Here is a 24,870-nt window from a genome sequence, read left to right as displayed (position 1 = left end):
TTCACTGACTGACCTCAATACCTGTTGGGCAGCTTGAGAATGCAATACCTGGAAATGCTTATGGCTTTTATACTCTTTTTCTAGGTCATACTTGCCAATTAAATACCGTCGCTTGAACCACAATTGCCGCGCATAATATATGCCGCAGTTCGTTAATTTGTTTGCCTCAGAACAGATAAAATCTAAAATAGCCGTTTCCTCATAATCTGGCTTTAATAATACCTGCTGACATCCATACAACTGGCATCACCTCCTAGCTTATATTATACTTAATATTAAGCCAATATCCAACCAAAATAGCCGAATTAATTCGGCTATTTAAGGAATGCTCGGTTTCATCCCTCGGATGAATCACGAGGGCTTTCACCTTCGCCCTTCTGTAAGACATGGAACAACAGACAATTCAGGTAATTGGTGGTGGATTAGCGGGTACGGAAGCCGCGTGGCAGATTGCCAAAGCGGGAGTGCCCGTGGTACTCCATGAAATGCGTCCGGTGCGGATGAGTCCTGCCCATCATACCGGAGAATTAGCGGAATTGGTATGTAGTAATTCCTTTGGGGCGCTATCGAGCGATCGCGCGGCGGGGTTGTTGCATGAAGAGTTACGCCGTCTGGGTTCTATTGTTATCGGTAAAGCGGATAACCATGCGGTATCGGCTGGGGGGGCGTTGGCGGTGGATAGGGCGGTATTTAGCCACGATTTGACCGAAACCCTTGCTAGTCATCCTCTGATTGAGTTAAGGCGGGGGGAAGTGCCGCAAATTCCTCCAGAAGGTGTTGTGGTGCTGACAACGGGTCCATTGACAAGTCCAGCCTTAGCTGAAGACTTGCAGCGTTTCACGGGGATGGATTATTTCAGTTTCTTTGATGCGGCATCGCCAATTATCGTCGGGGAGTCGATTAACCAAGACATCGCTTTTATGGCGTCCAGATATGACAAGGGAGAGGCAGCCTATCTGAATTGTCCCATGAATCGGGAGCAATATTTAAGGTTTTGGCAAGAATTGTGTCAGGCTGAAAAAGCGGAATTGAAGGATTTTGAGCAAGAAACGGCAAAGTTTTTTGAGGGTTGTCTGCCGATTGAAGAAATGGCGCGGCGGGGAGAAGATACGATGCGCTATGGTCCCCTGAAGCCTGTGGGATTGTTTGATAGCCGTCAGGGAGACTTTCGCGCCACAGAAAATCAGCATAAGCGTCCTTATGCGGTAGTACAGTTGCGCCAAGAAGATAAGGCGGGTCAGTTGTGGAACATGGTTGGGTTTCAGACAAATCTACGTTGGGGCGAACAGAAGCGAGTCTTTCGGTTAATTCCAGGGTTGGAAAATGCCGAGTTTGTGCGGATGGGAGTGATGCACCGCAATACGTTTATTAATTCGCCAGAATTGCTGTATCCAACGCTACAGTTTAAAAGCTGTCCGACAAGGTTAGCGGCGGGTCAGTTGGTGGGAACGGAAGGGTATACAGCCGCATCGGCTGGAGGTTGGTTAGCTGGGACAAATGCAGCGCGGTTGGTGTTAGGGTTAGAACAGATTACGCTACCACCAACGACGATGATGGGGGCGTTATTTGAGTTTATTAGTTCAGCATCACCGAAACACTTTCAACCCATGCCACCTAATTTTGGCATTTTACCAACCCTAGAAGTACGGATTAAAGGGAAAAAAGAGCGGTATGGGGCGTATCGCGATCGCGCTTTAGCTGATTTGCAGAGTTGGCAGCATAAATTGCAGGTATCTGCGGCTTGAGTCTTGACAATCCCCGCACTTTTAGGGGAGATTCATCAAGATCGCTGACCCTACAGGTACAGCGTAGGACTTTTCGCCGGATAAGTTAAGAAGCGGGCAGCGAGAATCGAACTCGCATCATCAGCTTGGAAGGCTGAGGTTTTACCACTAAACTATGCCCGCAGACGCTATAACTTTTCTAGTATAAACCACGATAGCACAATTTTGGCAAGTTTTCACCAAAATCATCGGCTCAATTCACCGGGGGATTAATTTCCAGGGTCAGGAAGTACAACCCGTACACAGGGCTATTCGCCATGTACGTTGGTGAAAACCTCCAATCGGCAATAATCTCCTGGGCGAGTTTCGTGGCTTGCTCTTGACTGAGGGTTCCTTGTGGCACTAGGGTCTGATCAGGTAGAACTTCTGCTTTGCCCATATCCGTGATCAAAACGAGAACCTCGATAACCACAGGTTGCTCCAGAGTAATGCCTAAGGATGTGAGTTCATCCACCGAGAGGGGTTGGCTCATTTTCAGGATTTTGGCAAATTGGTCGCCCGGATTGCGTTGCGGATCGATATTAGAACCACCACCCTGACGCACGGGTATGAGTCCATTAATAGAGACAATGAAACCCCCGCCGGACTGATTTCCGGGTGACGTGGGTTTTGTTGGTTCCTCTGGCGATGGGGGAGAAGAAGGACTAGGCGTAGTCGGGTTTAGGAGTTCCTCTGATGGCTCAGGAGACTGGGTTTTTCCCGTCCCTTCAGATGGGGTGGACGTTGGCGATGGGTTCGGGGTTTGGTTCGGTGAGTTGGGCGAGGAAACCTTTGTAGGTGAAGGGTTAGGAGTTTGCTGAGTGGTGTTTGCGATCGCCTGATTCGGACGATTTGTCGGTTGTTCTGACTCGGCTTGAATTTTACGACTCTTTCCTGGTGTTTTTTGAGTAACCGGAGAAGGGGGAGATTGAGTCGCTGGAGTTGGCATGGTAGCATTTGAGGCGAGGGCAATCACCTCAATGGGAATCAGTTGTTGACTCAACCGCCAGTCCTGAAAGCGTCCCAACAGCGCCAGACGCAGCAACCCCACGCCAAGCAGATGAATCGCCACAGAACTTATAATAACTGTTCTCCATAGCGCCGGTGGGTCAGTGTGACTACGTTGGGGTATCTGAGGTTGGTTTAGTGTTGGTTGTGTCATTACATCAGGTTGAGATAATTTAATTCCATAGTGCCAAATAGCCACTGATCATCTGGATCAAGTCTTAGCTTTCTTTACGCGATCGCCCAATGACAGTAGTAACCGATGAAGAATTATCCCTTGCCTAGGTTCAAGATTATTATCATTGCCAGTGTTCTCCTGTTCGGACTAATTGTCAGTGGGTGGAGAATTACCTTACCCACAGCTGCAGCAGAATCGGACACTATCTATCATTATCGACCCGTTCACAGCGCCGATGGTATTGGTAAATTCTATAAAGGTCGAGAGATTGCCAAAGTCATGGGACATACAGAAGCCCTCTGGTTAGAACGACCCGACCCAGCCGCCAGACGAGAGAACAGCCACAGCAGGTGATTGAAGCGTTGAACCTGAAACCCACGGATATTGTGGCAGATATTGGTGCAGGTACAGGTTATTTTAGTTTTCGCATCAGTCCCCTTGTCCCTCAGGGTAAGGTGCTGGCGGTGGATATTCAGCCGGAGATGCTGGATATGATCGAATTCCTGAAAAGGGAGAACAATGTGACCAATGTTGAGCCAATCTTGGGGAGTACCACTGACCCAAATTTACCCCAAGAAACCGTTGATTTAGCCTTGATGGTCGATGCTTATCACGAATTCGCTTATCCTAGAGAAATGATGAGTGGAATCGTGCGATCGCTTAAACCCGGTGGACGAGTTGTACTGGTGGAATATCGCCGGGAAAATCCCTTGATTCCGATTAAAGCACTACATAAAATGACTCAGAGACAAGCGCGTAAAGAAATGAACGCGGTGGGGTTACAGTGGCTGGAAACCAAAAAATTCTTGCCCCAGCAGCATTTGATGCTATTCCAGAAGCCGATAGAATCTGCCAGTTAATGAATGATTCCAGCATTCAGTTCAGTATTTATGAGATTAGAGTCCAAGGGTCTCTACAGCCGTCTTACCGTGGCAGAAGAACTGTAATTTCAGTTGATCCAAATCACCCATTTAACCCAACCGTCTTCTTCTTTTTGCTAGCGGCGTGTTTTGCTATCATCATTGTTCTATTTTGGACAAATAGCTGAATCTTATTATGTCCGTCTAAACAGTTATCATGTCCTTCTACCTTGCCCTTGCCACCTTGCGCCGTCCCTTCAGGCGGCGCTGGGTATGTCACTTAATCTAACGCCAGTTATACCGAATTCCATTCATAAATCCCCTGAATCTCGTACTCCATGCCATGATCAAAGCGCACAATACGCACGGTTGGCGGCTGGATTCGCGCTATGCTGAGGTATGGAATCACTCAGTTAAGATAATTATTACTATCGGTTATGCGAGTTCAAAGTTGGTTTACTACCGTTACAGTTGCTTGTCTTTTTTGGCTAATCAGTGGGGTCATTGCCCCTGCTGCGTTTGCCTTCGTTCAGGTTGAACTGTCTGATCTGTCTTACCAAGAATGTCCCTCTAAGTTTTCCGAAGGGTTGGTCACGCCCGGTTCCCTCCAAGCTGCCAATTGCTACATCATTACAGGCAAAGCCATCAACAAGTCAGGTAAACCCGTGATCAACGCTGACATTTTTGGTCGGATCTACGATGCCAATCATAATCCCGTCTTTCAAAATCGTACCCGGCTGGGTGCCATTGATGAAGTCCCACCGGGCGTTAGTGATTTTGAAGTGCGAATTACGGTTTCGGCTAATCAGCCAACCCCATTGCAGCTTGAACAATTCAAAGCCTCCGGTTTTACGGGCAAAGTCCGCCGCTAAAAGCCTGTTGACTTTCATGGATATTTAACCCAAGACTATGCCATGCCTCCAAACAGTCCGGCGATAAGTTGCAGGACAATAATCGCCAAAAGAGGAGATAAGTCCAAACCTCCAATCGGCGGAATAAAGGAGCGGAAAATATTCAGGTAAGGGTCAGTAATTGGACTGAGCAATTCAGCCACTCGGTTCATCCACTCAACGGTGGGGAACCAGGTTAACAGAATGCGGACAAATATCAACAGTAAATAGATATTGAGGAAATTGGCGAGGCTGTCGGTTAGCAGTTCTGTAGCACTCATGAATTTATTCGCTTCCTTAGTAAGTTTAGAGGGCAGATAGTGTCTTTCTAGTCAGTTTAACGGATATCCCTCAATTCCGGCTCAGGAATCGAGGGAACCTTCCCTGTCGGTGAGTTCTGTACTCCCATTCACTGGACCTAATTGCTGGCGTACATCATCAATTGCTGTATTAAGCTGGGCAATTTTGTCTTCTAAACTGCGACGCGCCGCTTCAATGCTCTCCTCGGAGTTGAGTTGAGACTTTTTGCCCTTCATGGCTTTCTTCTCGGATAGGCGGGACTTGAGTAAAGACTGATCGGCATCTTCATTGCTACTATTGCGTTGTCCCGCTAGTATGGCTCCGATAACGCCACCGACTAATCCCCCTATGGCGATTCCCGCGAGAAGTCCGCCTGTAAAACCATCGCGCTGACTCATTTTTCCTTTCGTACCCTTGAAATAAAAAACGCAACTGCTTTTCCAGATTAACGGTTGGCTGACACGGATGCCATATCTTCACGGTAGAAGTTTCCCACCCGTTCTCTACGAGGCGGGTTTTAGGTTAGGGCGGGTTTTGTACAAACATTACCATTAATAGCCAAGCAGAAAGTCCCTAAACCTGCCCCTAGGCACTCAAAAGCCGCTTCCCTCGATCGCAGCGAAGGGTCAACACTCAACACTCCCCCCTGTCATCATGTGCCAAAGGCGCGATCGCCTGCATCCCCTAATCCTGGCACTATAAATCCTTGCTGGCTTAATTCTTCGTCAATTGTAGCGGTGTAGATGGTTAAGGAGGGATAATCGCCTCCTAACTTTTGCAAGGCGGGTGGGGCGGCGACAACGCTGATAATTCGGATAAATCCTGGATCTGCACCTCGCTTGGTCAGTTCTGCGATCGCGGACATCATTGTACCCCCTGTTGCTAGCATGGGTTCGGTAATTAAGATACGTGTACCCGGAGCAAATTGTTGGGGCAATTTATTTAAATAACAGTTGGCTTCTAAGGTTTCTTCATCGCGCACCATGCCCAGATGGTAAATGGATGCCAAGGGTAACAAGGTTTGCGCCCCTTCTAATAAGGCTAATCCCGCCCGTAAAATCGGCACGACTACTAAAGGAGTCTCTGGATTCACCATTGTGGCTGGACAAGGGGCTAGGGGCGTCTGAACCATTAAATCTTCCGTGGGTAGCCAATCTCGAATCGCTTCATAGGTGAGCCAGCGCCCTAACTCCGTCATCGCACTTTTGAATAAAGGGGATGGTGTCGCCGCATCACGGGCAACGCCAAGCCAGTGCTTGATTAGGGGGTGAGGGGGAACATAAACACGTAATTGCAAAGCCATAGTAAATTAACCGATAACGACAAAGGAATACCTAAACTGAATCATGATAATGCTTTTTTTTCCCGACTGCCGAGATGGTATCTGGACTAAATGGTGAATTTCCTAGTTTATTGCTAATCCTTTGCATTAGTGTTGACATTTATTTTCAACAAGGATATAGTAGTCCTCAGTGTTCTCCTCTCATTAAGGATTGGTAGGTGGGACGGGCAAGCGGTAGCAGCCTGAACCACCCTCTTTTTTTTGCGGGGGTGCGGAGGGATGGGGGAGTTATCAGTTATCAGTTATCAGTTATCAGTTATCAGTTATCAGTGAGCAGTTATCAGTGAGCAGTTATCAGTTATCAGTGAGCAGTTATCAGTTATCAGGAACAGGGGGAGATGAGGAAGATGGGGGAGATGGGGGGGATGAGGGAGATGGGGAAGATGGGGGAGATGGGTAAGAAAAAATTAAATGAGAGCTTAGCCAAGCAGTATTGCGTAGCATGGTACGTCTGTCATGGCACATCTGGAAGGGAGAATAGAGAAAAGTTAAACTCGAATTTGTAAAAGACCTCTCTCGTCTCATAATTCATGGCTATTGCTTCTCAATCTCCCTCATCAACGGATCACGCTCTCAACGAAACCTCTGTATTTGATGTCATCGTCATTGGTTCTGGTATTGGCGGACTCGTGACGGCGACTCAGCTAGCGGCTAAGGGTGCTAAGGTGCTGGTACTGGAACGCTATCTGATTCCGGGTGGTAGTGCTGGATACTTTGAACGCGAGGGCTATCGATTCGATGTTGGCGCGTCGATGATTTTTGGTTTGGGTACTGAAGGAACCACGAATCTATTGACCAAAGCCTTAGACGCGGTAAATGTTGGTGTAGAAACGATTCCCGATGAGGTTCAGATTCACTACCATTTACCCGAAGGATTAGAACTGAAGGTTCATCGAGAGTATGAGAAATTCTTACAAGAATTGACGGAAAAATTTCCCCATGAACGACGGGGAATTCGTCAATTTTATGATGAATGCTGGAAGGTATTTAATTGTCTCAACGCGATGGATTTGCTGTCTTTAGAAGAACCTCGCTATCTGATGCGGGTGTTTTTTCAGCATCCTTTGGCTTGTTTAGGATTGGTGAAATATTTGCCCCAGAATGCTGGAGATATTGCCCGTCGCTATATTCATGACCCTCAGTTACTCCAGTTTATTGATATGGAATGTTACTGTTGGTCAGTCGTACCTGCTGATAAGACACCCATGATTAATGCGGGGATGGTGTTTTCTGACCGCCATTATGGGGGAATTAATTATCCCAAAGGGGGTGTGGGTGAAATTGCCCAGAAATTGGTTGATGGATTGGAAAAAGCTGGGGGACAGATTCGCTATTCAGCAAGGGTCAGCGAAATTTTAACCGAAAAGGGCAAAGCTGTGGGTGTGCGGTTAGCCACTGGGGAAGAGTATCGGGCAAAGCGAGTGGTTTCTAATGCGACGCGCTGGGATACGTTTGAGAAATTACTGCCCTCAGAACAGATACCTACAGGTGAGAAAAAGTGGCAGCAGCGGTATCAGAAATCACCCAGTTTTTTGAGTTTGCATTTAGGGGTTGAGGAAAAGGTTTTCCCGCTCGGTACAGAATGTCACCATATTTTATTGGAAGAATGGGACAAGATGGAGGAAGCTGAGGGAACTATTTTTGTTTCTATTCCCACATTACTTGACCCGGAATTAGCACCGAAAGGGTATCATATTATGCATACCTTTACGCCCAGTTGGATGGAGGATTGGCAGGGATTATCGGCTAAGGAGTATGAGGATAAAAAGGAAGAAGCGGCGGGGCAAATTATTGAACGATTGGAGGCAATTTTTCCTGGTTTAGATGCGGGATTGGATTATATGGAAGTGGGAACCGCCCGCAGTCATCGGCGGTTTTTGGGGCGTGAGGATGGCACCTATGGACCGATTCCGCGCCGCAAGTTAAGGGGGTTATTGGGAATGCCGTTTAATCGGACGGCGATTCCAGGATTATATTGTGTGGGGGATAGTACATTTCCGGGACAAGGGTTGAATGCGGTGGCGTTTTCTGGGTTTGCTTGCGCCCATCGGGTGGCGGTAGATTTGGGATTGTAAGCTCAGATTTTGCATCATTTTTAACCATAAAGTTGTAGGCGAATTGTAGGGTGCGTTAGCGAAAGCGTAACGCACCATTGCTCAAGGTTTTGGTGGGTTATAGCTACCGCAAGCATCCAGGATGGCGACGTGAAATCAAGTCTGTCTAAACAGTTATCATTTCCTTTCTCCTTGCAATCTTACTCCTTGTGATCTAGCATCTGCTTTGTTTCCACCAACGTGTAAGTATTTAACCGGATATGATATGACACAGGTAAAACGTTTGCAGCGAGTCGAAAATTTTCTCAAAAAATGGAAAGGCTCTCAAGGTAATGAGAGAGCAAACTACCAATCATTCTTCCAGGATTTATGCACGGCGCTAGGTGTAGATAATCCCCCACCAAAGGGAAATATTCCTGGCGATCCTTATTGTTTTGATAAAGAAGTTAAATTCTTCCATTCTGACCGAGATGTCACTACTCGTTTTTCTGACTTCTACAAAGAGGGGCATTTTTTAATCGAAGCGAAGCAGGGAGGCGAAACTTCTGGCAAAGGCACGGCGAAGCGAGGGACTGAGACTTACCGCAAGGCGATGGAAAAGGCATTTTTTCAAGCTCGATCTTATACGCCTTTTTTGCCTTCAAAACCTCCTTTTCTTATTACCTGTGATATTGGTTCTCACTTTGAGGTGTGGACTGGATTTAGTGGGAACTATGGCGGCTATGGTGCGAGAGAACGGATTGAATTAGAGGACTTATTAAAACCAGAGGTTTTCCAGCGTTTTGTATTAATTTTTACAGACCCGCAAGCGCTGAATCCAGAAAAATATCGGGCAAGAGTAACGCGGGAAGTGGCAGAGGATTTGGCGAAGCTGGCGAAGTGGTTGGAAGGTCAAAAGCAAGACGCTCAAATGGTAGCTAATTTCCTCATGCGCTGCATTTTTACGATGTTTGCCGAGGATGTAAAGTTACTGAAGGGGGAAGTCTTTACAAAGGCGCTGAAAGATCGCTGGATTGATAATCCTTCAACGTTCAAGCCAGAAATTGAAGTCCTCTGGCAGACGATGAATACTGGAGGAAACTTTGGCTTTGAAAAAATTCTCCAATTTAATGGTAGTTTCTTTGACAATGCTACGGCATTTGAGCTACCCAAGAAACAATTAGAAGTATTATTTCAAGCCGCAGAAAAAGATTGGAGTCAGGTAGAACCTGCAATTTTTGGGACGTTATTGGAACGGGCATTAGACCCGAAAGAACGCAGTCGTTTAGGGGCGCATTACACGCCGAGGTCGTATGTAGAGAGGTTGGTGCGTCCGGTGGTAATTGAACCGTTGCGACAGCGTTGGGAGTTGGAGATTGAACCGGAACTCAAACGACTCTTGAAACTTAAAGAAGGACAGCTTGAACCAACAGCAGCACAGAAGAAAAAAGCAGCAGCAGAAATTGAGGAATTTTTAGCAGAATTGCGGTCGATTCGGATACTAGACCCGGCTTGTGGGTCAGGAAATTTCCTCTATGTGACGCTGGATTTGCTCAAAGGTTTGGAAACTGAGGTGGTGACTCGACTGGTGGATGTTGTGGGTGAGGTACAGTTGGGTTTAGAGCAAGTTAACCCTTCTCAGTTTTTGGGGATAGAGATTAATCCAAGAGCCGCCGCGATCGCAGAACTGGTAATCTGGATTGGGTATCTACAATGGCACTTCAAGCGCTTTGGTACAGCAGCGCCCCCAGAACCGATTTTACAGAAGTTCCATAATATTGAATATCGGGATGCGGTGTTGGCTTGCGATGGAAAAGAACCGGATATTGACCCAGAAACAAAGCAGCCGCGTACTCGTTGGGGTGGGCGGATGATGAAGCATCCGGTTACAGGGGAGGATGTACCAGACCCAACGGATCAAATTCCGATTTATTGTTATATTAATCCCCGTCCGGCTGAGTGGCAAGATGCGGATTATATTGTTTCCAATCCCCCGTTTATTGGTAATGCGCGAATGCGGGAAATATTAGGGGATGGCTACGCGGAAACGCTACGCAAGGTTTATAAAGATGTGCCAGATACAGTTGATTATGTGATGTATTGGTGGCACAAAGCCGCTGAGTTAGTTCGGGCGGGTAAGGTGCAGCGATTTGGGTTAATTACTACGAATAGTATTCGCCAGGTTCGTCAGCGAAAAGTTATCGATTTTCACGTTAAGCAAAAGAAATCTATTCGGCTGATCTTTGCGATTCCGGATCACCCTTGGGTGGATGGAGGGGCGGCGGTTAGAATTGCGATGACGGCGGCTGAGTTGGATGATCCGAAAAAGTCGGTGAAAACCTCTCAGTTGGGGGCTGTAGTGGTTGAGGATGAAGGCAAGACACCCGAAGAAGTAGCAGAACACGTTGAAGTGCGATCGCAGAATGTTGGACGGATTTTTAGTAATCTCCAAGCTGGTGCAGATGTAACTAAATCTCAATCGCTATCAAGCCATAAAGAACTTGCATCTAAAGGTTTTGAATTAGGTAATTCAGGATTTTTAATTTCTGAACCCAAAAAAACAAATATTGATCAAGATGTCGTACATCCATTTCTTACAGGTAGGGATTTTTCACAAATACCTGAAACCCGATATGCCATTGACGTTAATCATTTATCTGAGGCACAACTATCATTGCAATTTACTAGAACTTATCAATGGCTACTGAACAAAGTTAAACCTGAGCGAGACATCAATAACGATCCAAAACTTCGGCGTGAGTGGTGGCGATATAGACGTTCTAACGCCAGTATTCGCAATGGTATCCAAGGATTAAACAGGTATATTGCTACAACTCGGACAGCTAAACATAGAGTTTTTCGGTTCTTATCCTCTGAGGTAATGGCTGAAAGTGGCATTGTGATGATATTTTTAGAGGATGCTTATTTTCTAGGAGTGCTTTCAAGTCAGGTACATTTTGTATGGGCAATGGCACAAGGCTCTACTTTGGAAGATAGACCTGTATATAATCATATTCTTTGTTTCTATCGCTTCCCCTTCCCTGACCCCACCCCTGTACAAAAACAGAACATCCGTGACTTAGGCGAACGCTTAGACGCCCATCGCAAGCAAGTCCAAGTCCAACATCCCGATGTCACCATCACCGGAATGTACAACCTATTAGAAAAACTCCGCACAGGTCAACCCTTCACCGACAAAGACCGAGAATATAATAATAAAGCCTTAGTTTCCACCCTCAAACAAATCCACGATGAACTCGATGCTGCCGTTTTAGATGCCTACGGATGGCATCATGATATTAGCGATGAAGAGATTTTAGAGCGATTAGTCGCCCTCAACGCCGAACGCGCCGAAGAAGAACGCAACGGATTAATTCGCTGGCTGCGTCCAGAATACCAAGCCCCCGATGAAGTCGGAAGGCAACAGGTGATTGCTGGTATCATTGAACCCGAAGAAGTAAAAGTTACCCCAGCAGCACAGAAAACCTTACCCAAGAAACCCAAAGAGCAACTGGCAGCAATTCGCGATTTGTTACTCTCTAATAGTGGCGAGTGGACTATTGAACAAATTGCCGCTCAATTCAAAGGTGGACAGCGACAGAAGAAAGCAATTGCAGAAAATTTAGAGCGTTTGGAGTGGTTCGGCATTCTGATTAGCCGTGAGGAAGGTGGTGTCACGCGATGGCAGTTTGCTCAGATACAGCAGGTGGCGTGAGAATGCCCTCAGAATAGAATTCTGGGGCTATACAACCCCAGTCCGCCTACGCGGACTAACAGAAAATAAAAGATTTGAACCCGCGCAGGCGGGTTTTGTTTGTGTAGCTGCGATTTCCAATCGCCAAGCAAAATTTGAGGATAGTGTAATGCGAGCTTCCAACACCCATCAAAAATAGACGGAAAAGCAGATAACATCAACAAAAAAGCTTTTTATCCTAACTTCCAGAAGCCAAAGGTAACGTCTCCACCTGGGTGATCATATCCAATAATGAAAGCCCCAAACTCTTATTCAACGCCACGTTACTCTCAGGACAACTGTGCTGCATCAAACAGCGAGGACAACCCTCATCGCAGTCACACCCTTCGGCTAACACCTTTGCTTTGAACGCAAAGTCCCAGAAGCGATGAAAAATAGCCTCAGATACCCCATTTCCCCCTGGTGTTGTATCAAACCAATACCCAATTGTGGGTAAGGTTTGCTGACGGTTGGGTTTGTTAACGATTAGACTATTCACCTCCTGAGTCTCGCTCAGAATTAACAAGGGTACAGCTAAATTAATTTGATGAGTGAGAGAATGTAACGCAATCTGTTCTGGCGGACAAAACCAAAGACATTTATAGTCACTAGGAATATCTTCCCCATACTGCTGAATCACTTTTTGTTTCACGCCTTTAACCTGTTGAGTCAAATAGTCTTTAATAGGTTGGTTAACTTCGATTTGCAGTACAGGTGCTTCAAGTCGGGTTAAATAAGGCTCCTCAAAATTCACCGTTTTAATCCGTTTCTGGATTTCAGCAAACCGCGTCTTGCGCCGACAGTCTGGACATTGAGCTTCTTTAACTGGCTTATGATATTGCCGACATTGGAAATTTTTGCAGGTTTTGTCGTATTCTAGACTGTAGAGTGTATATCCAGTAACATAATCAGTAATTTCTCCCCAACCCAGAATTAAGCGTATTCGTCCTTCCGGAATTATTGTCTCCAGAATCTTCGGTTCGGCTAAGTGAGATTTAAGTTCAATCTCGGTTTCTTGCTCCGCACGAGTTAACTGCTTAGGATCTTTGTCTAGAGGTTTTAAAATTGCCTTTTGGTTCTGCAAATCAAGGTTTTGACAAGAATACCAAACCCGCTCACCCCAGGACGACTGATGCTGATAAATTGCCTGGGGAAACACTTCTCGTTGGGCGTGCTTTTCATCCAATTCTTCAAATTCTTCCCCCGTATCTTGATCTACTAATGTCACCGTCCAATGGTTAGTTCCTCGCATTTGTACCTCTTTATGAGGGTAAGGTTTCGTCCACAAGTGCTGGTTGCGAGAGAGGGATAACTGCTTTTGATTTATCAACTGAATGGCAATGTCTGCGGCTGGCTGACTAAAATACTGATGAAATTTCTCCAAAGGAATACCACTCTCACAAGCCCCACAGAGTAAATGCTGTTTGAGGAAGACTTGATAGTCCGGATTACATACCGCACTTTCCACCTCACCCCTTAGCAATAAATCCGGGTTATTCCCATAAAAATAATCCAAGGCGTTTTGAGCAATGGGCAGAAAAATAACTAAACCTGGGCTTTTCCGCCCCGCCCTTCCTTGACGTTGACGTAACTGCATGAGTGAACCGGGATAACCGCGCAGTAAGCAACAATCCAGTTCCGGAATATCAATCCCTGCTTCTAAGGCTGACGTTGCCAGAATAACGCTAATTTCTCCTGCACTCAATTGCTGGATAATTTGGCGACGATGATGGGGCTTCAGCGAACCGTAGAATATCCTAACCTGGGATTTGAGATAGCCTTGTCCCCGTTGTTCTAGATTTTCTTGGATCTGATTTAATAGAGATTTTAGAGAAATGCGACTATTACAAAAAACGATCCCCTTGAGTCCTTGATCTAACCAAGATAGGACAATCGCACAAGACTCAATATTGGCATACTTAGATGGGGCTAAACAGAGAGTTGTCCGCGCCGCCGTTGCTGCACCACTGTTTTCTATGAGGTATAGATTTCCCTGTCTTCCACTAAATGTTTCTGCTAATTCGCCGGGATTGCCAATCGTCGCCGTGGCAAAGATATGTTGTAATCGAGTGGAATCTCCCCCACTTTGATCGATCGCTAACCGCAACCGTCGCATTAAATTGGCAAAGTGGGCGCCAAAACTACCGCGATAAGTATGGGCTTCATCAATGACTAAGTAACGGAGATTAGCCAGAAACCATTGCCAAGATTGCCATTGCGGTTTAAAAGCTTTAAAGAGTTGATGGTGGAGTAAATCAGGGGTGATACAAACAATTTGCGGCGATTGTTCCAATAATTTAATCCGTTCAGCCATGGGAACATCTCCCGTCAGCATCACCACATTAATCCGCTGAAACTTCGGCACATTGTCAATAATGTCGTGAATTTGCCGCAACTGATCCACCGCCAACGCCTTCAAGGGAAAAATAAATAGGGCGGTGGCGTGGGGATTGATCAGACAGGTTTCCAGAATTGGGAGAAGAAACGCCAGAGTTTTGCCACTGGCTGTCGGGGTGGAGAGTAAAATATCCCCCCCTTGACGCAACGCCTGTAATGAGGCGTACTGATGAGACCACAGAGAGTTGATGCCAATGGTCATTAAAGCATAGCGGAGAACTGGGGGCAAATCCAGGGGTAAGGGTTTCGCCTCCTCCTGGGAAGCGGGGGTAATTTCTAAGGCGGTTAACTTTTCTGCGTCGAGTAGGCTTTGAGCGATCGCACGAAATGCAGGCGGTTGAATTGCGGCTATTTCGGCTTCACTGACTTGGAGGGTTCCCAACTCCGACAACGGAGGGGTTAGGGATAAAGCAGAATGACTGGCTTCAATCAACTCATGGTGTCGAATTTCCTGGTAGGCGCGTTCCAGATACACTTCTACCTTGGCTCGTTGCTCGGGAAACGCAGCCCAGGTGTAGACAGCGAAAGTGGCTTCAAATCGTTGAATGGCTTGGCGTAGGTTCCTGGCGCGATCGCCCCTACTCCGCTCTAGGTAAATTAACCCCAAATCATAATGATTTTGCGCCCAATCCAGGGGAGCATCTGTCTGAGTAAAAACCTGAGCGGCAATTTCGTAGCCAATGCGGACAATTTCCAGATTATCCGTGCGATCGCCCCCAGGAAACTGGTTAATCAACTGACTAATCCCCCGTAGGCGTCTGGCTATATCCGGCTTGTGATAATCGTCTAGTTCAGCCAAAGTCGCGATCGCCCATTCTTGCAGTACAAGGGCAAACGTCTCATTCAGCTTATCTGTGTTCTCCGCCAGGATTGTATGCACCACGGATACATCATTGTTGCTGTTTAAACTAACCAACAACAATTGGTAGAGAAACGTCTTCTGGGTTTCCCAATTTGGATCAGCCATGCTCTAAGCCACCATTCTGCTAGCGCGTTATTCCGATCACGTTCGCTTGTTCAATCATTGTATTGTACAGTAGGGGACAAGGAACTCTGGGGTTAACCTTCAATCCCACCAATAGTAAATCACCACAGCGTCGCGATCGCGTTGCATTTCCTGATCACAAAGCCCAGCTTCTAATCAATTCATCAGTCGCCGTTTGAGCCGCCAACTGTAGTCTTCATTCGTACCATCAGTTATATCTACTGAGTCAGCTCGCCACTTTTTGCCCAACTCTAAAAGCTGGGACACGATTGTGTCTTGATTATATGATTGATCTATAAATTTATTTTTTGATAAATCAACTATTAATAATTTCCTATTTAAGATTTTACTGTACAGCCCTACACAGTACGCCCATAAAATTGCTATGATAGTCAGTCGATAGGACTACTATATCATTGGTTCAGCGATCAAGTCTGATCCTGTTCCAGAGGTAGTTAGTTAGGGAAGCATCTCAATCCAGCAAAATTATTGGTAGTGGAAGCATTTTGCTTCCTAAAATTTATGACTTATCTACGCCCCTACAGGACGAAGGCTTGGCTTCGACAATTGAATAAGGGCGGGTTTTGTTGCTCAGTTATTAGTGACAAGCTAGTTTGAGTCTCTCAACCCGCCCCTACAGGGGAATACTTGGCTCCTAAGACAAATGACGAATGACAAATGAAAAATGACTATGCTCAGTCAATCTTACCAACCGTCTGCCCTTAAAATGCGCCCCCTATCTTTTTTACGGAATTGGACGATTTTAGTCTTACTATTGCTTTGGTGTACAAGCTGTTCATTTCAAGACTCACAAGAGATCAATTTAACCCTCAACACCCAAGCGGGAGGGCGTCCTGGACTCTACAGCTTAAGTGGCACAACCAATCTCCCTGATCAAAGTCAAATTACAGTAGCCGCAATTCGCGATTTACGCTTCCCTGATCAGGCGGTGTATGGCGATGAATCGAATGCCCCTTATTCCATTCTCGATCGTCAAGTGGTCAGGGTTGAGGACGGAAAATGGCAAGCCACGCTAAATTTATGGCAGGTAGCGCCCGATGGACATTTTCGGGAAGCATGGCAACTGGAGCAATCACCCATTGGTGACTCCTTACAACCCTCTGCTGATGTATCATTTGTGGCATTATTTGATCCACAGGGTCAACTGCCAACTGTAGAAAATCAAACCATCCAGACACCAGAACTTGAAGGTCAACTGGTTCGCTTTAGTAACGAAGGTCAGCCTTATGTCAAGGTCACTCAAAGCCAACGGATTCCTCTACCAACGGGTCGAAAAACTCCCCCTGTGGTTAAACCTGAAGATATGAATTGGGGTTGGGGAAAGGAGCGCTATGAACTTCCACCACAATCCCCAGCGCCTAAGAATGTGCGTCCGCAACCTTTGAAAACTGAACAAACAAATCAACCGCTTTTGCCCTCAGAGTTCTTGCGCTGATGGGCGAGAGGGGAAACTAAGTCGGGGCGGGTTTAGTTACTTATGGGTGCAAAATAAATGATAGTAGTAAAACCCGCCCCTACACTTCAAACGATTGGCAGTGAAAATTGGCATTTTGGGATCGCCGAAACCTTGATAGTACCGTAGGGTGGGCAATGCCCACCAGTCTTAACGCGACGCGGATTGCCTACTCTCGTCGCTCAATAACAAGTTTCAAACGAGCAACGAGCGCCCCAATCGCGCCGACAGCGGCTATGACGGGAAACAACGTCACACCAACGACTCCACCCACGACGCCAACGGTTAGGGGAATTTCGATTAAGATTTGCTCCTCTTCGTTCTTGACGATAATCCGGCGAATGTTACCCTGATGGATCAGTTCCCTCACTTTGCCCACTAAGTCATCGCCACTAATGGTGAATTCTTCGACATTGACTTGGGTTGTGGTACCAATCTCAGGTTCAATAGACTGTAACTCATTTTCTAGAGGAACAGTTTTAGCGTTAATCTCCTCGAAGCTTTCTTCTGTGCGAATTGGTTCGTTCATCCTTAAGCTCTTGTATGTTACTACCTTTCAGGGTAGCGAACTCAGTTGCTGGAGAGTTAACCAGTTGGATTGAATTGATTCGATGATTCGGGACAATATAAAGAAATCCATACCGTATATTTTGGCACAATGCATCTAGAGATACTTGACAAGGAAAGAAAATATGTACCCAAAAATTTTGATAATGATTTTTTTTCTGACTGGATTAGGATTAGTGACTCCCATTCGGGCAGAAAATGCGGATCAGGTTCGCCAGTTATTGGAAACTGGAGCCTGTCGCCGATGTGACTTGGAAGGGGCGAAGTTGAGAGATGCAAACTTGAAATTCGCTGATCTCAGAGATACTGACTTGAGAGATGCGGATTTGAGAGGGGCGGATCTCACACAAGCCGATTTGAGACGGGCAGATTTGACCGATGCGAATCTCAAAGGTGCTGATTTGAGGGGGACTTATTTGAGATTAACCAATCTGACTGATGCAAACCTTAGACGGGCTAACCTTTGCGGTGTGATTATGCCAGATGGTGAAACCTCTGAGCAAGGGTGTGAATAAAGCCCCAAATTGTATTGCACCCATTTGAGAACCGCTATAATGAGCCATCCGTCCTTTGTCATTTATCCCAAATAAGGGCTAAAGCCCTGACTACGAACGAAGGGAACAAACGTCTATTCTTCTGAGGTTTCCTCCTCCTGTTCACACTCCTGATCATCATTTTCCTCGCACTCTTTTTGCGCTTCGTATTCCTTAAGTAATTGCGCCACTCGCTCTTGAATTTCCAAATGTCGGGCTACGCCTTCGTAGGTATAACGGTTGTACCCATTGCGCTCAATTAGGGTTTCAATATTGCTAATCCGTTCCTCTGTATTCGGGTGAGTGGAGAGCCATGCAAATAAGGGGCGATCGCGGTCTTGTTCATTTAAAGTAATCATTAGATTATGCAGTCCATCCGCCGCATAACCACTAGCGACTAAAATCTTTGTCCCCAACGCATCAGCTTGACGTTCCATGTCTCGGCTATAGTCGAGAACAATTAAATTCGCGGCGGTGCGACCAAAGGGAATATACTGGGTAACATTGGCAATCAAATTCCCCTCTGTCACCAACTGAAAGCCATGGGATAATACCGCATGAGCCAGTTCATGAGCCAATAACCCCGCCAACTCCGCCTCAGATTCCGTTTTCAGAATCGCGCCAGCATTGACAAATACCTTCCCACCTGGTAAAGCAAAAGCATTTAGTTGGTCATCCATGACCACATAAAACTCATACTCAAACTCATCCCGCCCCGCCACGATCGCGAGTTTGTTGCCAATTTCCCGCACATACTCCAGCACCTGTTCATCTTCAACCATGGGGAGTTGCTTTTGTACCCTTCCGGCGAAGCTTTCACCCACGGCTGATTCACCGCGCAGCATTAACGTGGTGGTTTCAATTGCCGAAATCGGACCAAAGAGATTTCCGGTAAAAATATAACCCAACGCCCCCGTAACCACATTCGCGATCGCGTTTCCCCTCAGTTCACTCCGCAGGCGCGATCGATACCGTTCTAAATTCTCGTCCGCTAGCACCTCAAACTCCTCCGCTTGGGGATGATTGAAGTTAAGCATGGCAAACTGACGGGCGGCTAGAGAAGCTTCTAACCAGCGTTTCGTCTCGGCTAGGGCGATAACTTTAGCTTTAATCAAATCCGGCTCATTTGGATATAAGGTTGTCGCCCGCTCCAATATCTGAATCGCCTCATCTTGACGGTTATACTCCTTAAGGACTTGAGCATAGCGTAGATGAGCCGGAATAAATTCTGGTTGCTGTTCGACTAAAAACTGGAGGGGGATAAGAGTTTTGGTTTCTAGCTGCTGTTCTAACCCTTCCTCCGACTGACGCCAGTACACTGCACCAGCCGGTGAGAGTTCGCTAGGTTGATAAATAGCGGTGGGTTTGTCTGGGGCTGCTTCCGTTTCAAAAGAGGCTTTCGCTTCCTGATAAAGCTGTTGGGCGGCGGTAAATTGACCGCTCATGTAGAGGCGATCGGCTTCAATCAGCTTCTGTTGACGTTCCCGTTGTTCGGGTGTCAGTTCTGGAATTTCGGCTGCGGTTTCTGTGTCTTCTTCTGCATCAGCCGAGTCGTCGCTGGGGGTTTGTGAGGTTGGTGTCGTCTCTACTTCGGTAGAGTCTTCCGCCGTGGTTTCTGTGTCCTCTTCTACATCAGCCGAGTCATCGCTGACGGTTTCTGGGGTTTCTATTGTCTCTACTTCGGTAGAGTCTTCAACTGTAGATGAGGGGGATTGAGTATTTAACTCTGGTGGTGTTTCCTCTTCAGGGGCTGAAGGAGTTGAACGCGGCAAAGCATCTGGGATGACGATAGTTTCTGGCGTTTCCGAGGAATCCTCAGCGACGATCACTGAAGCGGAAGCGGCTGGGAAACTGTCTGGAATGACAATAGTTTCAGCCGTGTTTGCGGGTAATTGGTATTCAACCGCGACTTGTTCAGGCGATCCGATCAACATCTGGTGATGGAGGGGATCTGGCGTCTGAACCGTTGGCTCACTGTGGGAATCTAAAACGGTTAGATTTTGAGTAGAACGAATGGATTCAGGAGTTTTCGCAGACTCGGCTAAAACGATAGAGGTCGAAGTTGGCAGTAGGATGCCTAAGGAGAGTAGGAGGGAGTTCCAGAGCAGTTTCATCAGCCGATCTCCAGGGATTGCTCGTTAGGGTTTGATTGTAGCCATGAGGCAGTGGCGCTAGTTTGCTCTACCTGTTTAATTAGGGTAGCTCAGTTCGAGCTGAATGAGGGGTTAATCCTCTAGATGACTCTCGCGAAGAGGCTTGGTTCCATTGTGTTTTGGTTTTGCCCAGGAAGAGCGCGATCGCGCTTGATCGGCTTAAGGGCGAGTCACCTCAGTAATCGATTGCCCCATCTACAGTAGTCCAGCGACTCGCCCTCATATTTAATCAATTAAATTTTTAAGGAAATCCATGGATTAACCAATCAAACTCGTGGAATTTACTTAATTTTATTTCTTCGGAAATTATCCTGTCTGTAATTCCACGGTATTTTTTTGAGATAAGCTCGACAATCTTTATAAAAATTTGATTAAATAGGAAAAAAATAATTCAGACAATCAATGGGCAATCTTATGCAATCACAAGCAGCTTCTCCCCAAAATAGTCGCCCTTGGTATGAAAAAGAGGACGGGACTTGTGCCATTTTAGAGGCAACCCTCGTTGACATTGGAGCTAATCAACCGCCTCACCTGATGTTCCCTGTCCACTGGGCTAAGTCCTTAGAGATTTTGCCGCAAGCGAAACGCATGGCAGACGAACATCAAGCCATGTTAGTCTTACTTCTCCACGGAGAAGCATCGAACAGCGAAATTATGTCCCTGGTCTTACAATTAGCAGAGACTCAAGTCCTGCCGTTATGGATTGGCGAACAAAATCGCCGGAAAGTGGATCAAATTATTTCTATGCTCTCCAACCAGCTTCAAGATCAAACCTAGCCCAAAGCCTGCCCTTGAGCGAAGCGAAGGGGTTATACCAAATCCGGGGAATGCTACCCTCGTTCTAACCTAGTCCGCGCAGGCGGACTTTGTTTGTGTAGCAGCGATTTCAATCGCCTCTTGCAGGGGGTAATAAAGGCTAAGAAATTTTTTCCACAGACCAATGCTTAATCACACGGAGTTGTGTTGGGTGTGTCCCTGAGGCATCGGGTGCTTTATCCTGCTGGGCTTCTATTGCCTTGTGCAGAAATTCCATTTGCTCCTTAATCTGTTTAAATTGACTTTGAAGTTTTTCTAAGTCCGAGGGAGTGAGCGCAGGGGTCACATTCTGCGGTTCGCTCATGGCTTTTTTGGACGCATAAGCCATGTAGGTTTGGGCTGAAGCAAACTTGGCGGCGGCGGATTGTACTGTGGCTTGAGCAGAACTCCCAGAAGGTGCCGTCACCAGGGAGGTACTAATCACAAAGGGAGGGGATGACGGTGCAGGTTTTGGTTTGACTTCTGGCTGAGGAGTCGGTACAGGTTCCGGTTTAGTCGTTTGGGGTAATGACAAGGCGGGTTCCGGTTGACTCTGTTGGGGTGGTGGTTCTGATTCGGATTGAGTCTGCTTGTGTTGTGAAGACGCCTGGAGTTCGCTTTGGAGTTCTTCATCCAAAAAGGAAGCTAAGCCAGAGGCGGTTAATCGAGATTCTTCAGCTTTGAGAGATTCTAACAATTGGTCTCGTTCTTTCAAATTTTGCTCCAAATTGGAGAGTTGGGCTTGTGCCGCCGCCGATTTACGGGCAGACTGACGCCAACCTGTTACGGCGATGCTAGAGGTTCCTGCGGTTAAGGCGAGTACAGCCGCTAAACCTAGGTAAGGCATTGCCACATCGGGATCTCTGAGCTGCCCATGAAATATCGGTTCATCTTGAAGTTGAATGGTTACTGGCTGATCTCCAAAGATAGCTAAGGGCAAGGTCAACACACCAAAGACTGCTGCCGAAATAACCGCTGGTATAAGCACGAATCGTTGTAGTGGAGAACCCGTCATAATGTATAGTTCCTCGTGACAATTTACAGTAGTCGTCCTACTGCTGATTACTATTAAGATTTGGCGAGAGAAATTCCGATTGGCAGAAGCACGTCAAGGAGTTCTATTTTTAGGTTAATCTTTGTATCAGAATATGTCCATATATCTTTATGAAGTTTCGATTAAAAATCCGGCAAGTAATCCGTATTTTTACAAAGACTTTACATATTCATAATAGCTTTACAATTAAAGTTCTAAGAGAGAAAATATTACTCATACGATGGAACATAAGAGCGTGACTTTTGGTCAAACTTGACAGGTTAATCAACAGTCTTAACCAAAAACGACCAAGCTCTACCCTATTCTCACAATTTTTGGCTGAGTTCTTAACCTTAAGCCAGTTGGCTGTAACCCCTAGACTTTATCTAGAATGTTTACTAGACAGGAAAGTGATCGGTTTGAGGAGTCGATCGGAATAAAAGTCCACCGCAACCTACAGGAATTGCCAAGCCGAGGTTGAAATCATCACCGTTTCTGATTCGGATGTCCACAGCACTATGTATAAATTTTTCCGAGACCCGTTCTTATCCATTAGCCACACCCTATCCCTGTTTCTACGCAGGAGGTGGAATCTCTTGACATCACCACGCCACCCAGATCGGTGTAGAGACACGCCTCGGGGTGTTTCCCCATTTGTCCAAGACCAACAGACTCAGACCAACAGATACCGGATGCGAAACCGGGGCTTGCGCCGAGGTATTTGTTTCGCCTTAGCCTTCCTCTTGTCACTGGTGATGGGCGTAGATTGGTCGGCTGATTTACCCGTGGCGGCGACGAATAATCCAGTAATTACCGTTACCTTCCCCCTTTCGACCGAGGGTGCGAAAATCGTGGATGCGACGGGTCAGCCCGTCCTGCTGCGAGGCGTGAACTGGTTTGGTATTGAAACCGAAATGCACGCGCCCCACGGTTTGTGGAAACGGGACTACAAAGATATGTTGGCTCAGATTAAAGGATTAGGATACAACATGATCCGACTTCCTTATGCCGTAAAATCCCTCAGATCAAAAGACGTGACGGGTATTGACTACAGTATCGGTGCGAATGCCGAACTGGAAGGAAAATCGCCCCTAGAGGTGATGGATATGATTATCCAGGAAGCCGATCGCCAAGGGTTAATGATTCTGTTGGACTCGCACCGACTCAACGACGAACGGATTCCCGAATTGTGGTACGGTGATGGCTTCACAGAGGAAGACTGGATCGACACCTGGAAACTATTAGCCAGACGCTACAAAAATCAATTAAATGTGATTGGGGCTGACCTGAAAAACGAACCCCATGGTCGCGCCAGTTGGGGAACTGGGGATTTAGAAACCGATTGGCGACTGGCGGCGGAACGCGCTGGGAATGCGATTCTGGAGATAAACCCGGATTGGTTAATTGTTGTCGAAGGGGTGGAAAATAACGTTCCTGGTCAAAAACTAGACATTCATTGGATGGGCGCCAATTTAGAGGGCGTGGAACGATTCCCAGTGCGATTGTCCCGTGCCAACAAAGTGGTGTATTCCCCCCATGAATACGGTGCTGGTGTCTTTGATCAACCCTGGTTTTCTGAACCGAGTTTTCCTCAAAATCTCACCCGTCGTTGGGAAATTGGCTGGAATTATATTGCTAGAAAAGGGATCGCGCCGGTCTTTATCGGGGAGTTTGGCGGACGACAAGTTGATCCCCAATCCAAGGAAGGCGTTTGGCAACGGAAGCTGATTAATTTTGTGCAGAAAGAGAATCTGGGTTTTGCCTACTGGAGTTGGAATCCCAATAGTGATGATACGGGAGGACTGCTCAAAGATGACTGGTTGACGGTGGAGGAACCGAAGCAAGACTTACTGCAAGGAGTCCTAATTGCCACTCGGTTTGCCCATAAGCCCGCAACCGCGTTAATTCCTAATATTAAACCGAGTCCGTCCATAGGGATTAATCCCACCCCCAAACCCCGTCCCCGTCAACCTGAATTGAAAGTGACTTCGACGATGCGATCAGATTGGCAAGATGGGTTTTGTTTGAGTATTGAGGTAAGCAATCCCACAGATCAGGCGGTGAAGGATTGGCAAGTGCAGTTCCAGATGAATCAGGCGACAATTAGTCAGACGTGGAATGGGAACTTTAAAGCCCAGGGTTCAGAGTATGTCGGAAAACCCTTAGACTGGGGACGCGCGATCGCACCGGGAGAAAGCCAGGAGTTGGGATTTTGCGCTGATAAGCGAGGTTCGGATTATCAGCCGCGACAACTTTCAGCAGTAGCGGTTAGCCCTAACTCTGAGTTTTCCCCCGCCGTTAGGATTCCCACCACTCCACCCCAATTAAAAGTCGTCTCTAATCTACAATCCGATTGGCAAGAGGGATTTTGCATGAGTTTAGCGGTAATCAATCCTACGGATAACAAAGTGCGCGACTGGCAAGTGCAATTTAACCTGAATCAGGCGGCGATTAATCAGAGTTGGAATGGGAATTTTCAACAGAAAGGATCGCACTATATTGTCACGCCGATGGATTGGGGACAGGTGATTGAACCGGGACAAAAGCGTGATTTGGGATTTTGTGCCAATAAGCAGGGTTCCGATTACCAGCCTCAGCAACTTGTGGCGTCGAGTCGATAATAGGGTATAAATAAAAGAAGTAGGGACACGACATGTCGTGTCCCTACTCTATGTGGGTATGTTAAAATGCTGAAGGGGTGACAAGCAGCTCAAAAGCTTGGCAGGCAAAGCATTTCCCCCCTCAAGCCTCAAAAAGATGAGAGCTTATTGACAGGCTTATTGAGAACAAAAACGTGAATGAGAATGATAATCACCTGGGTGACACTCC

General features: G+C 46.7%; 16 protein-coding genes, 1 tRNA gene and 2 pseudogenes. 9 read left to right on the top strand and 10 right to left on the bottom strand.

Annotated features, from left to right (window positions below; translation table 11 throughout):
• A pseudogene (locus RID09_RS29450) lies at positions 1-240 on the bottom strand (RNA-guided endonuclease TnpB family protein); the annotation flags it as partial.
• A gap of 146 nt (positions 241-386) precedes the next feature.
• Here RID09_RS29450 and trmFO point away from each other — a divergent pair.
• Entirely contained in the window at positions 387-1,745 is a 1,359-nt protein-coding gene (gene trmFO / locus RID09_RS29445) for an FADH(2)-oxidizing methylenetetrahydrofolate--tRNA-(uracil(54)-C(5))-methyltransferase TrmFO (RefSeq protein ID WP_446339468.1), read from the top strand.
• Between the two features lie 91 nt (positions 1,746-1,836).
• Here the strand turns inward: trmFO and RID09_RS29440 are convergent.
• A tRNA-Gly gene (locus RID09_RS29440) sits at positions 1,837-1,907 on the bottom strand.
• Between the two features lie 70 nt (positions 1,908-1,977).
• Positions 1,978-2,970: a hypothetical protein gene (locus RID09_RS29435; protein ID WP_446339467.1), complete on the bottom strand. Its 993-nt coding sequence runs from the start codon at positions 2,968-2,970 to the stop codon at positions 1,978-1,980.
• Between the two features lie 60 nt (positions 2,971-3,030).
• On the opposite strand from RID09_RS29435, the pseudogene RID09_RS29430 reads away from it, so the two are divergent.
• Both RID09_RS29430 and RID09_RS29425 read left to right on the top strand, forming a co-directional pair.
• Positions 3,031-3,806, top strand: a pseudogene (locus RID09_RS29430) (class I SAM-dependent methyltransferase).
• Positions 3,807-4,243: 437 nt separating this feature from the next.
• Positions 4,244-4,678, top strand: a complete 435-nt coding sequence (locus RID09_RS29425) for a hypothetical protein (protein WP_446339466.1) — start codon at positions 4,244-4,246, stop codon at positions 4,676-4,678.
• A gap of 35 nt (positions 4,679-4,713) precedes the next feature.
• On the opposite strand, the gene RID09_RS29420 is transcribed toward RID09_RS29425, so the two are convergent.
• From RID09_RS29420 to upp, 3 genes are all read right to left on the bottom strand, one after another.
• Complete coding sequence (locus RID09_RS29420) at positions 4,714-4,977, bottom strand: YggT family protein (protein ID WP_446339465.1); 264 nt, start codon at positions 4,975-4,977, stop codon at positions 4,714-4,716.
• 81 nt (positions 4,978-5,058) lie between these two features.
• Positions 5,059-5,394, bottom strand: a complete 336-nt coding sequence (locus RID09_RS29415; RefSeq protein ID WP_446339464.1) for a hypothetical protein — start codon at positions 5,392-5,394, stop codon at positions 5,059-5,061.
• Between the two features lie 254 nt (positions 5,395-5,648).
• The gene (upp, locus tag RID09_RS29410; protein ID WP_446339463.1) at positions 5,649-6,299 is read right to left on the bottom strand and encodes a uracil phosphoribosyltransferase; all 651 of its coding nucleotides are present in this window, start codon (positions 6,297-6,299) and stop codon (positions 5,649-5,651) included.
• A 569-nt stretch (positions 6,300-6,868) separates the two neighbouring features.
• Here upp and crtH point away from each other — a divergent pair.
• Together crtH and RID09_RS29400 are read left to right on the top strand one after the other, a co-directional pair.
• On the top strand, positions 6,869-8,413 hold the full coding sequence (gene crtH / locus RID09_RS29405; RefSeq protein ID WP_446339462.1) for a carotenoid isomerase: 1,545 nt from the start codon (positions 6,869-6,871) through the stop codon (positions 8,411-8,413).
• 244 nt (positions 8,414-8,657) lie between these two features.
• Positions 8,658-12,086 carry a DNA methyltransferase gene (locus RID09_RS29400; RefSeq protein ID WP_446339461.1) on the top strand — a complete coding sequence of 1,143 codons (3,429 nt, stop codon included), beginning with the start codon at positions 8,658-8,660 and terminating at the stop codon, positions 12,084-12,086.
• A gap of 217 nt (positions 12,087-12,303) precedes the next feature.
• Here the strand turns inward: RID09_RS29400 and RID09_RS29395 are convergent, their stop codons facing one another.
• The gene (locus RID09_RS29395; protein ID WP_446339460.1) at positions 12,304-15,468 is read right to left on the bottom strand and encodes a DEAD/DEAH box helicase; all 3,165 of its coding nucleotides are present in this window, start codon (positions 15,466-15,468) and stop codon (positions 12,304-12,306) included.
• Between the two features lie 703 nt (positions 15,469-16,171).
• Here RID09_RS29395 and RID09_RS29390 point away from each other — a divergent pair.
• Positions 16,172-16,942 (top strand): hypothetical protein, encoded by a 771-nt coding sequence (locus tag RID09_RS29390; protein WP_446339459.1) that lies wholly within the window; start codon positions 16,172-16,174, stop codon positions 16,940-16,942.
• 187 nt (positions 16,943-17,129) lie between these two features.
• Here the strand turns inward: RID09_RS29390 and RID09_RS29385 are convergent, their stop codons facing one another.
• Positions 17,130-17,489: a DUF4342 domain-containing protein gene (locus RID09_RS29385; RefSeq protein ID WP_446339458.1), complete on the bottom strand. Its 360-nt coding sequence runs from the start codon at positions 17,487-17,489 to the stop codon at positions 17,130-17,132.
• Positions 17,490-17,673: 184 nt separating this feature from the next.
• Between RID09_RS29385 and RID09_RS29380 the strand changes: the two genes are divergently transcribed.
• A complete protein-coding gene (locus RID09_RS29380; RefSeq protein ID WP_446339457.1) occupies positions 17,674-18,042 on the top strand; it encodes a pentapeptide repeat-containing protein in 369 nt (122 codons plus the stop codon).
• Between the two features lie 113 nt (positions 18,043-18,155).
• Here the strand turns inward: RID09_RS29380 and RID09_RS29375 are convergent, their stop codons facing one another.
• A complete protein-coding gene (locus tag RID09_RS29375; protein ID WP_446339456.1) occupies positions 18,156-20,174 on the bottom strand; it encodes a M48 family metalloprotease in 2,019 nt (672 codons plus the stop codon).
• Between the two features lie 453 nt (positions 20,175-20,627).
• Here RID09_RS29375 and RID09_RS29370 point away from each other — a divergent pair, with 453 nt between their 5' ends.
• Complete coding sequence (locus RID09_RS29370; RefSeq protein ID WP_446339455.1) at positions 20,628-20,990, top strand: hypothetical protein; 363 nt, start codon at positions 20,628-20,630, stop codon at positions 20,988-20,990.
• A 139-nt stretch (positions 20,991-21,129) separates the two neighbouring features.
• On the opposite strand, the gene RID09_RS29365 is transcribed toward RID09_RS29370, so the two are convergent.
• Positions 21,130-22,023, bottom strand: a complete 894-nt coding sequence (locus tag RID09_RS29365) for a hypothetical protein (protein ID WP_446339454.1) — start codon at positions 22,021-22,023, stop codon at positions 21,130-21,132.
• A 614-nt stretch (positions 22,024-22,637) separates the two neighbouring features.
• Between RID09_RS29365 and RID09_RS29360 the strand changes: the two genes are divergently transcribed.
• Positions 22,638-24,662, top strand: coding sequence for a cellulase family glycosylhydrolase (locus RID09_RS29360; protein ID WP_446339453.1), 2,025 nt, complete (start codon positions 22,638-22,640; stop codon positions 24,660-24,662).
• Positions 24,663-24,870 lie beyond the last annotated feature (208 nt).

Source organism: Coleofasciculus sp. G1-WW12-02 (assembly GCF_040219735.1).
Classification (GTDB): Bacteria; Cyanobacteriota; Cyanobacteriia; order Cyanobacteriales; family Coleofasciculaceae; genus Coleofasciculus.
Note: the sequence above shows the minus strand (reverse complement) of the source record. Positions and strands in the feature narration are given on the sequence as shown.

Coding starts and splice junctions, on each gene's coding strand:
- trmFO (WP_446339468.1), top strand. CDS start 387: ATGGAACAACAGACAATTCAGGTAATTGGTGGTGGATTAGCGGGTACG.
- RID09_RS29425 (WP_446339466.1), top strand. CDS start 4,244: ATGCGAGTTCAAAGTTGGTTTACTACCGTTACAGTTGCTTGTCTTTTT.
- RID09_RS29420 (WP_446339465.1), bottom strand. CDS start 4,977: ATGAGTGCTACAGAACTGCTAACCGACAGCCTCGCCAATTTCCTCAAT.
- RID09_RS29415 (WP_446339464.1), bottom strand. CDS start 5,394: ATGAGTCAGCGCGATGGTTTTACAGGCGGACTTCTCGCGGGAATCGCC.
- upp (WP_446339463.1), bottom strand. CDS start 6,299: ATGGCTTTGCAATTACGTGTTTATGTTCCCCCTCACCCCCTAATCAAG.
- crtH (WP_446339462.1), top strand. CDS start 6,869: ATGGCTATTGCTTCTCAATCTCCCTCATCAACGGATCACGCTCTCAAC.
- RID09_RS29400 (WP_446339461.1), top strand. CDS start 8,658: ATGACACAGGTAAAACGTTTGCAGCGAGTCGAAAATTTTCTCAAAAAA.
- RID09_RS29395 (WP_446339460.1), bottom strand. CDS start 15,468: ATGGCTGATCCAAATTGGGAAACCCAGAAGACGTTTCTCTACCAATTG.
- RID09_RS29390 (WP_446339459.1), top strand. CDS start 16,172: ATGACTATGCTCAGTCAATCTTACCAACCGTCTGCCCTTAAAATGCGC.
- RID09_RS29385 (WP_446339458.1), bottom strand. CDS start 17,489: ATGAACGAACCAATTCGCACAGAAGAAAGCTTCGAGGAGATTAACGCT.
- RID09_RS29380 (WP_446339457.1), top strand. CDS start 17,674: ATGATTTTTTTTCTGACTGGATTAGGATTAGTGACTCCCATTCGGGCA.
- RID09_RS29375 (WP_446339456.1), bottom strand. CDS start 20,174: ATGAAACTGCTCTGGAACTCCCTCCTACTCTCCTTAGGCATCCTACTG.
- RID09_RS29370 (WP_446339455.1), top strand. CDS start 20,628: ATGCAATCACAAGCAGCTTCTCCCCAAAATAGTCGCCCTTGGTATGAA.
- RID09_RS29365 (WP_446339454.1), bottom strand. CDS start 22,023: ATGACGGGTTCTCCACTACAACGATTCGTGCTTATACCAGCGGTTATT.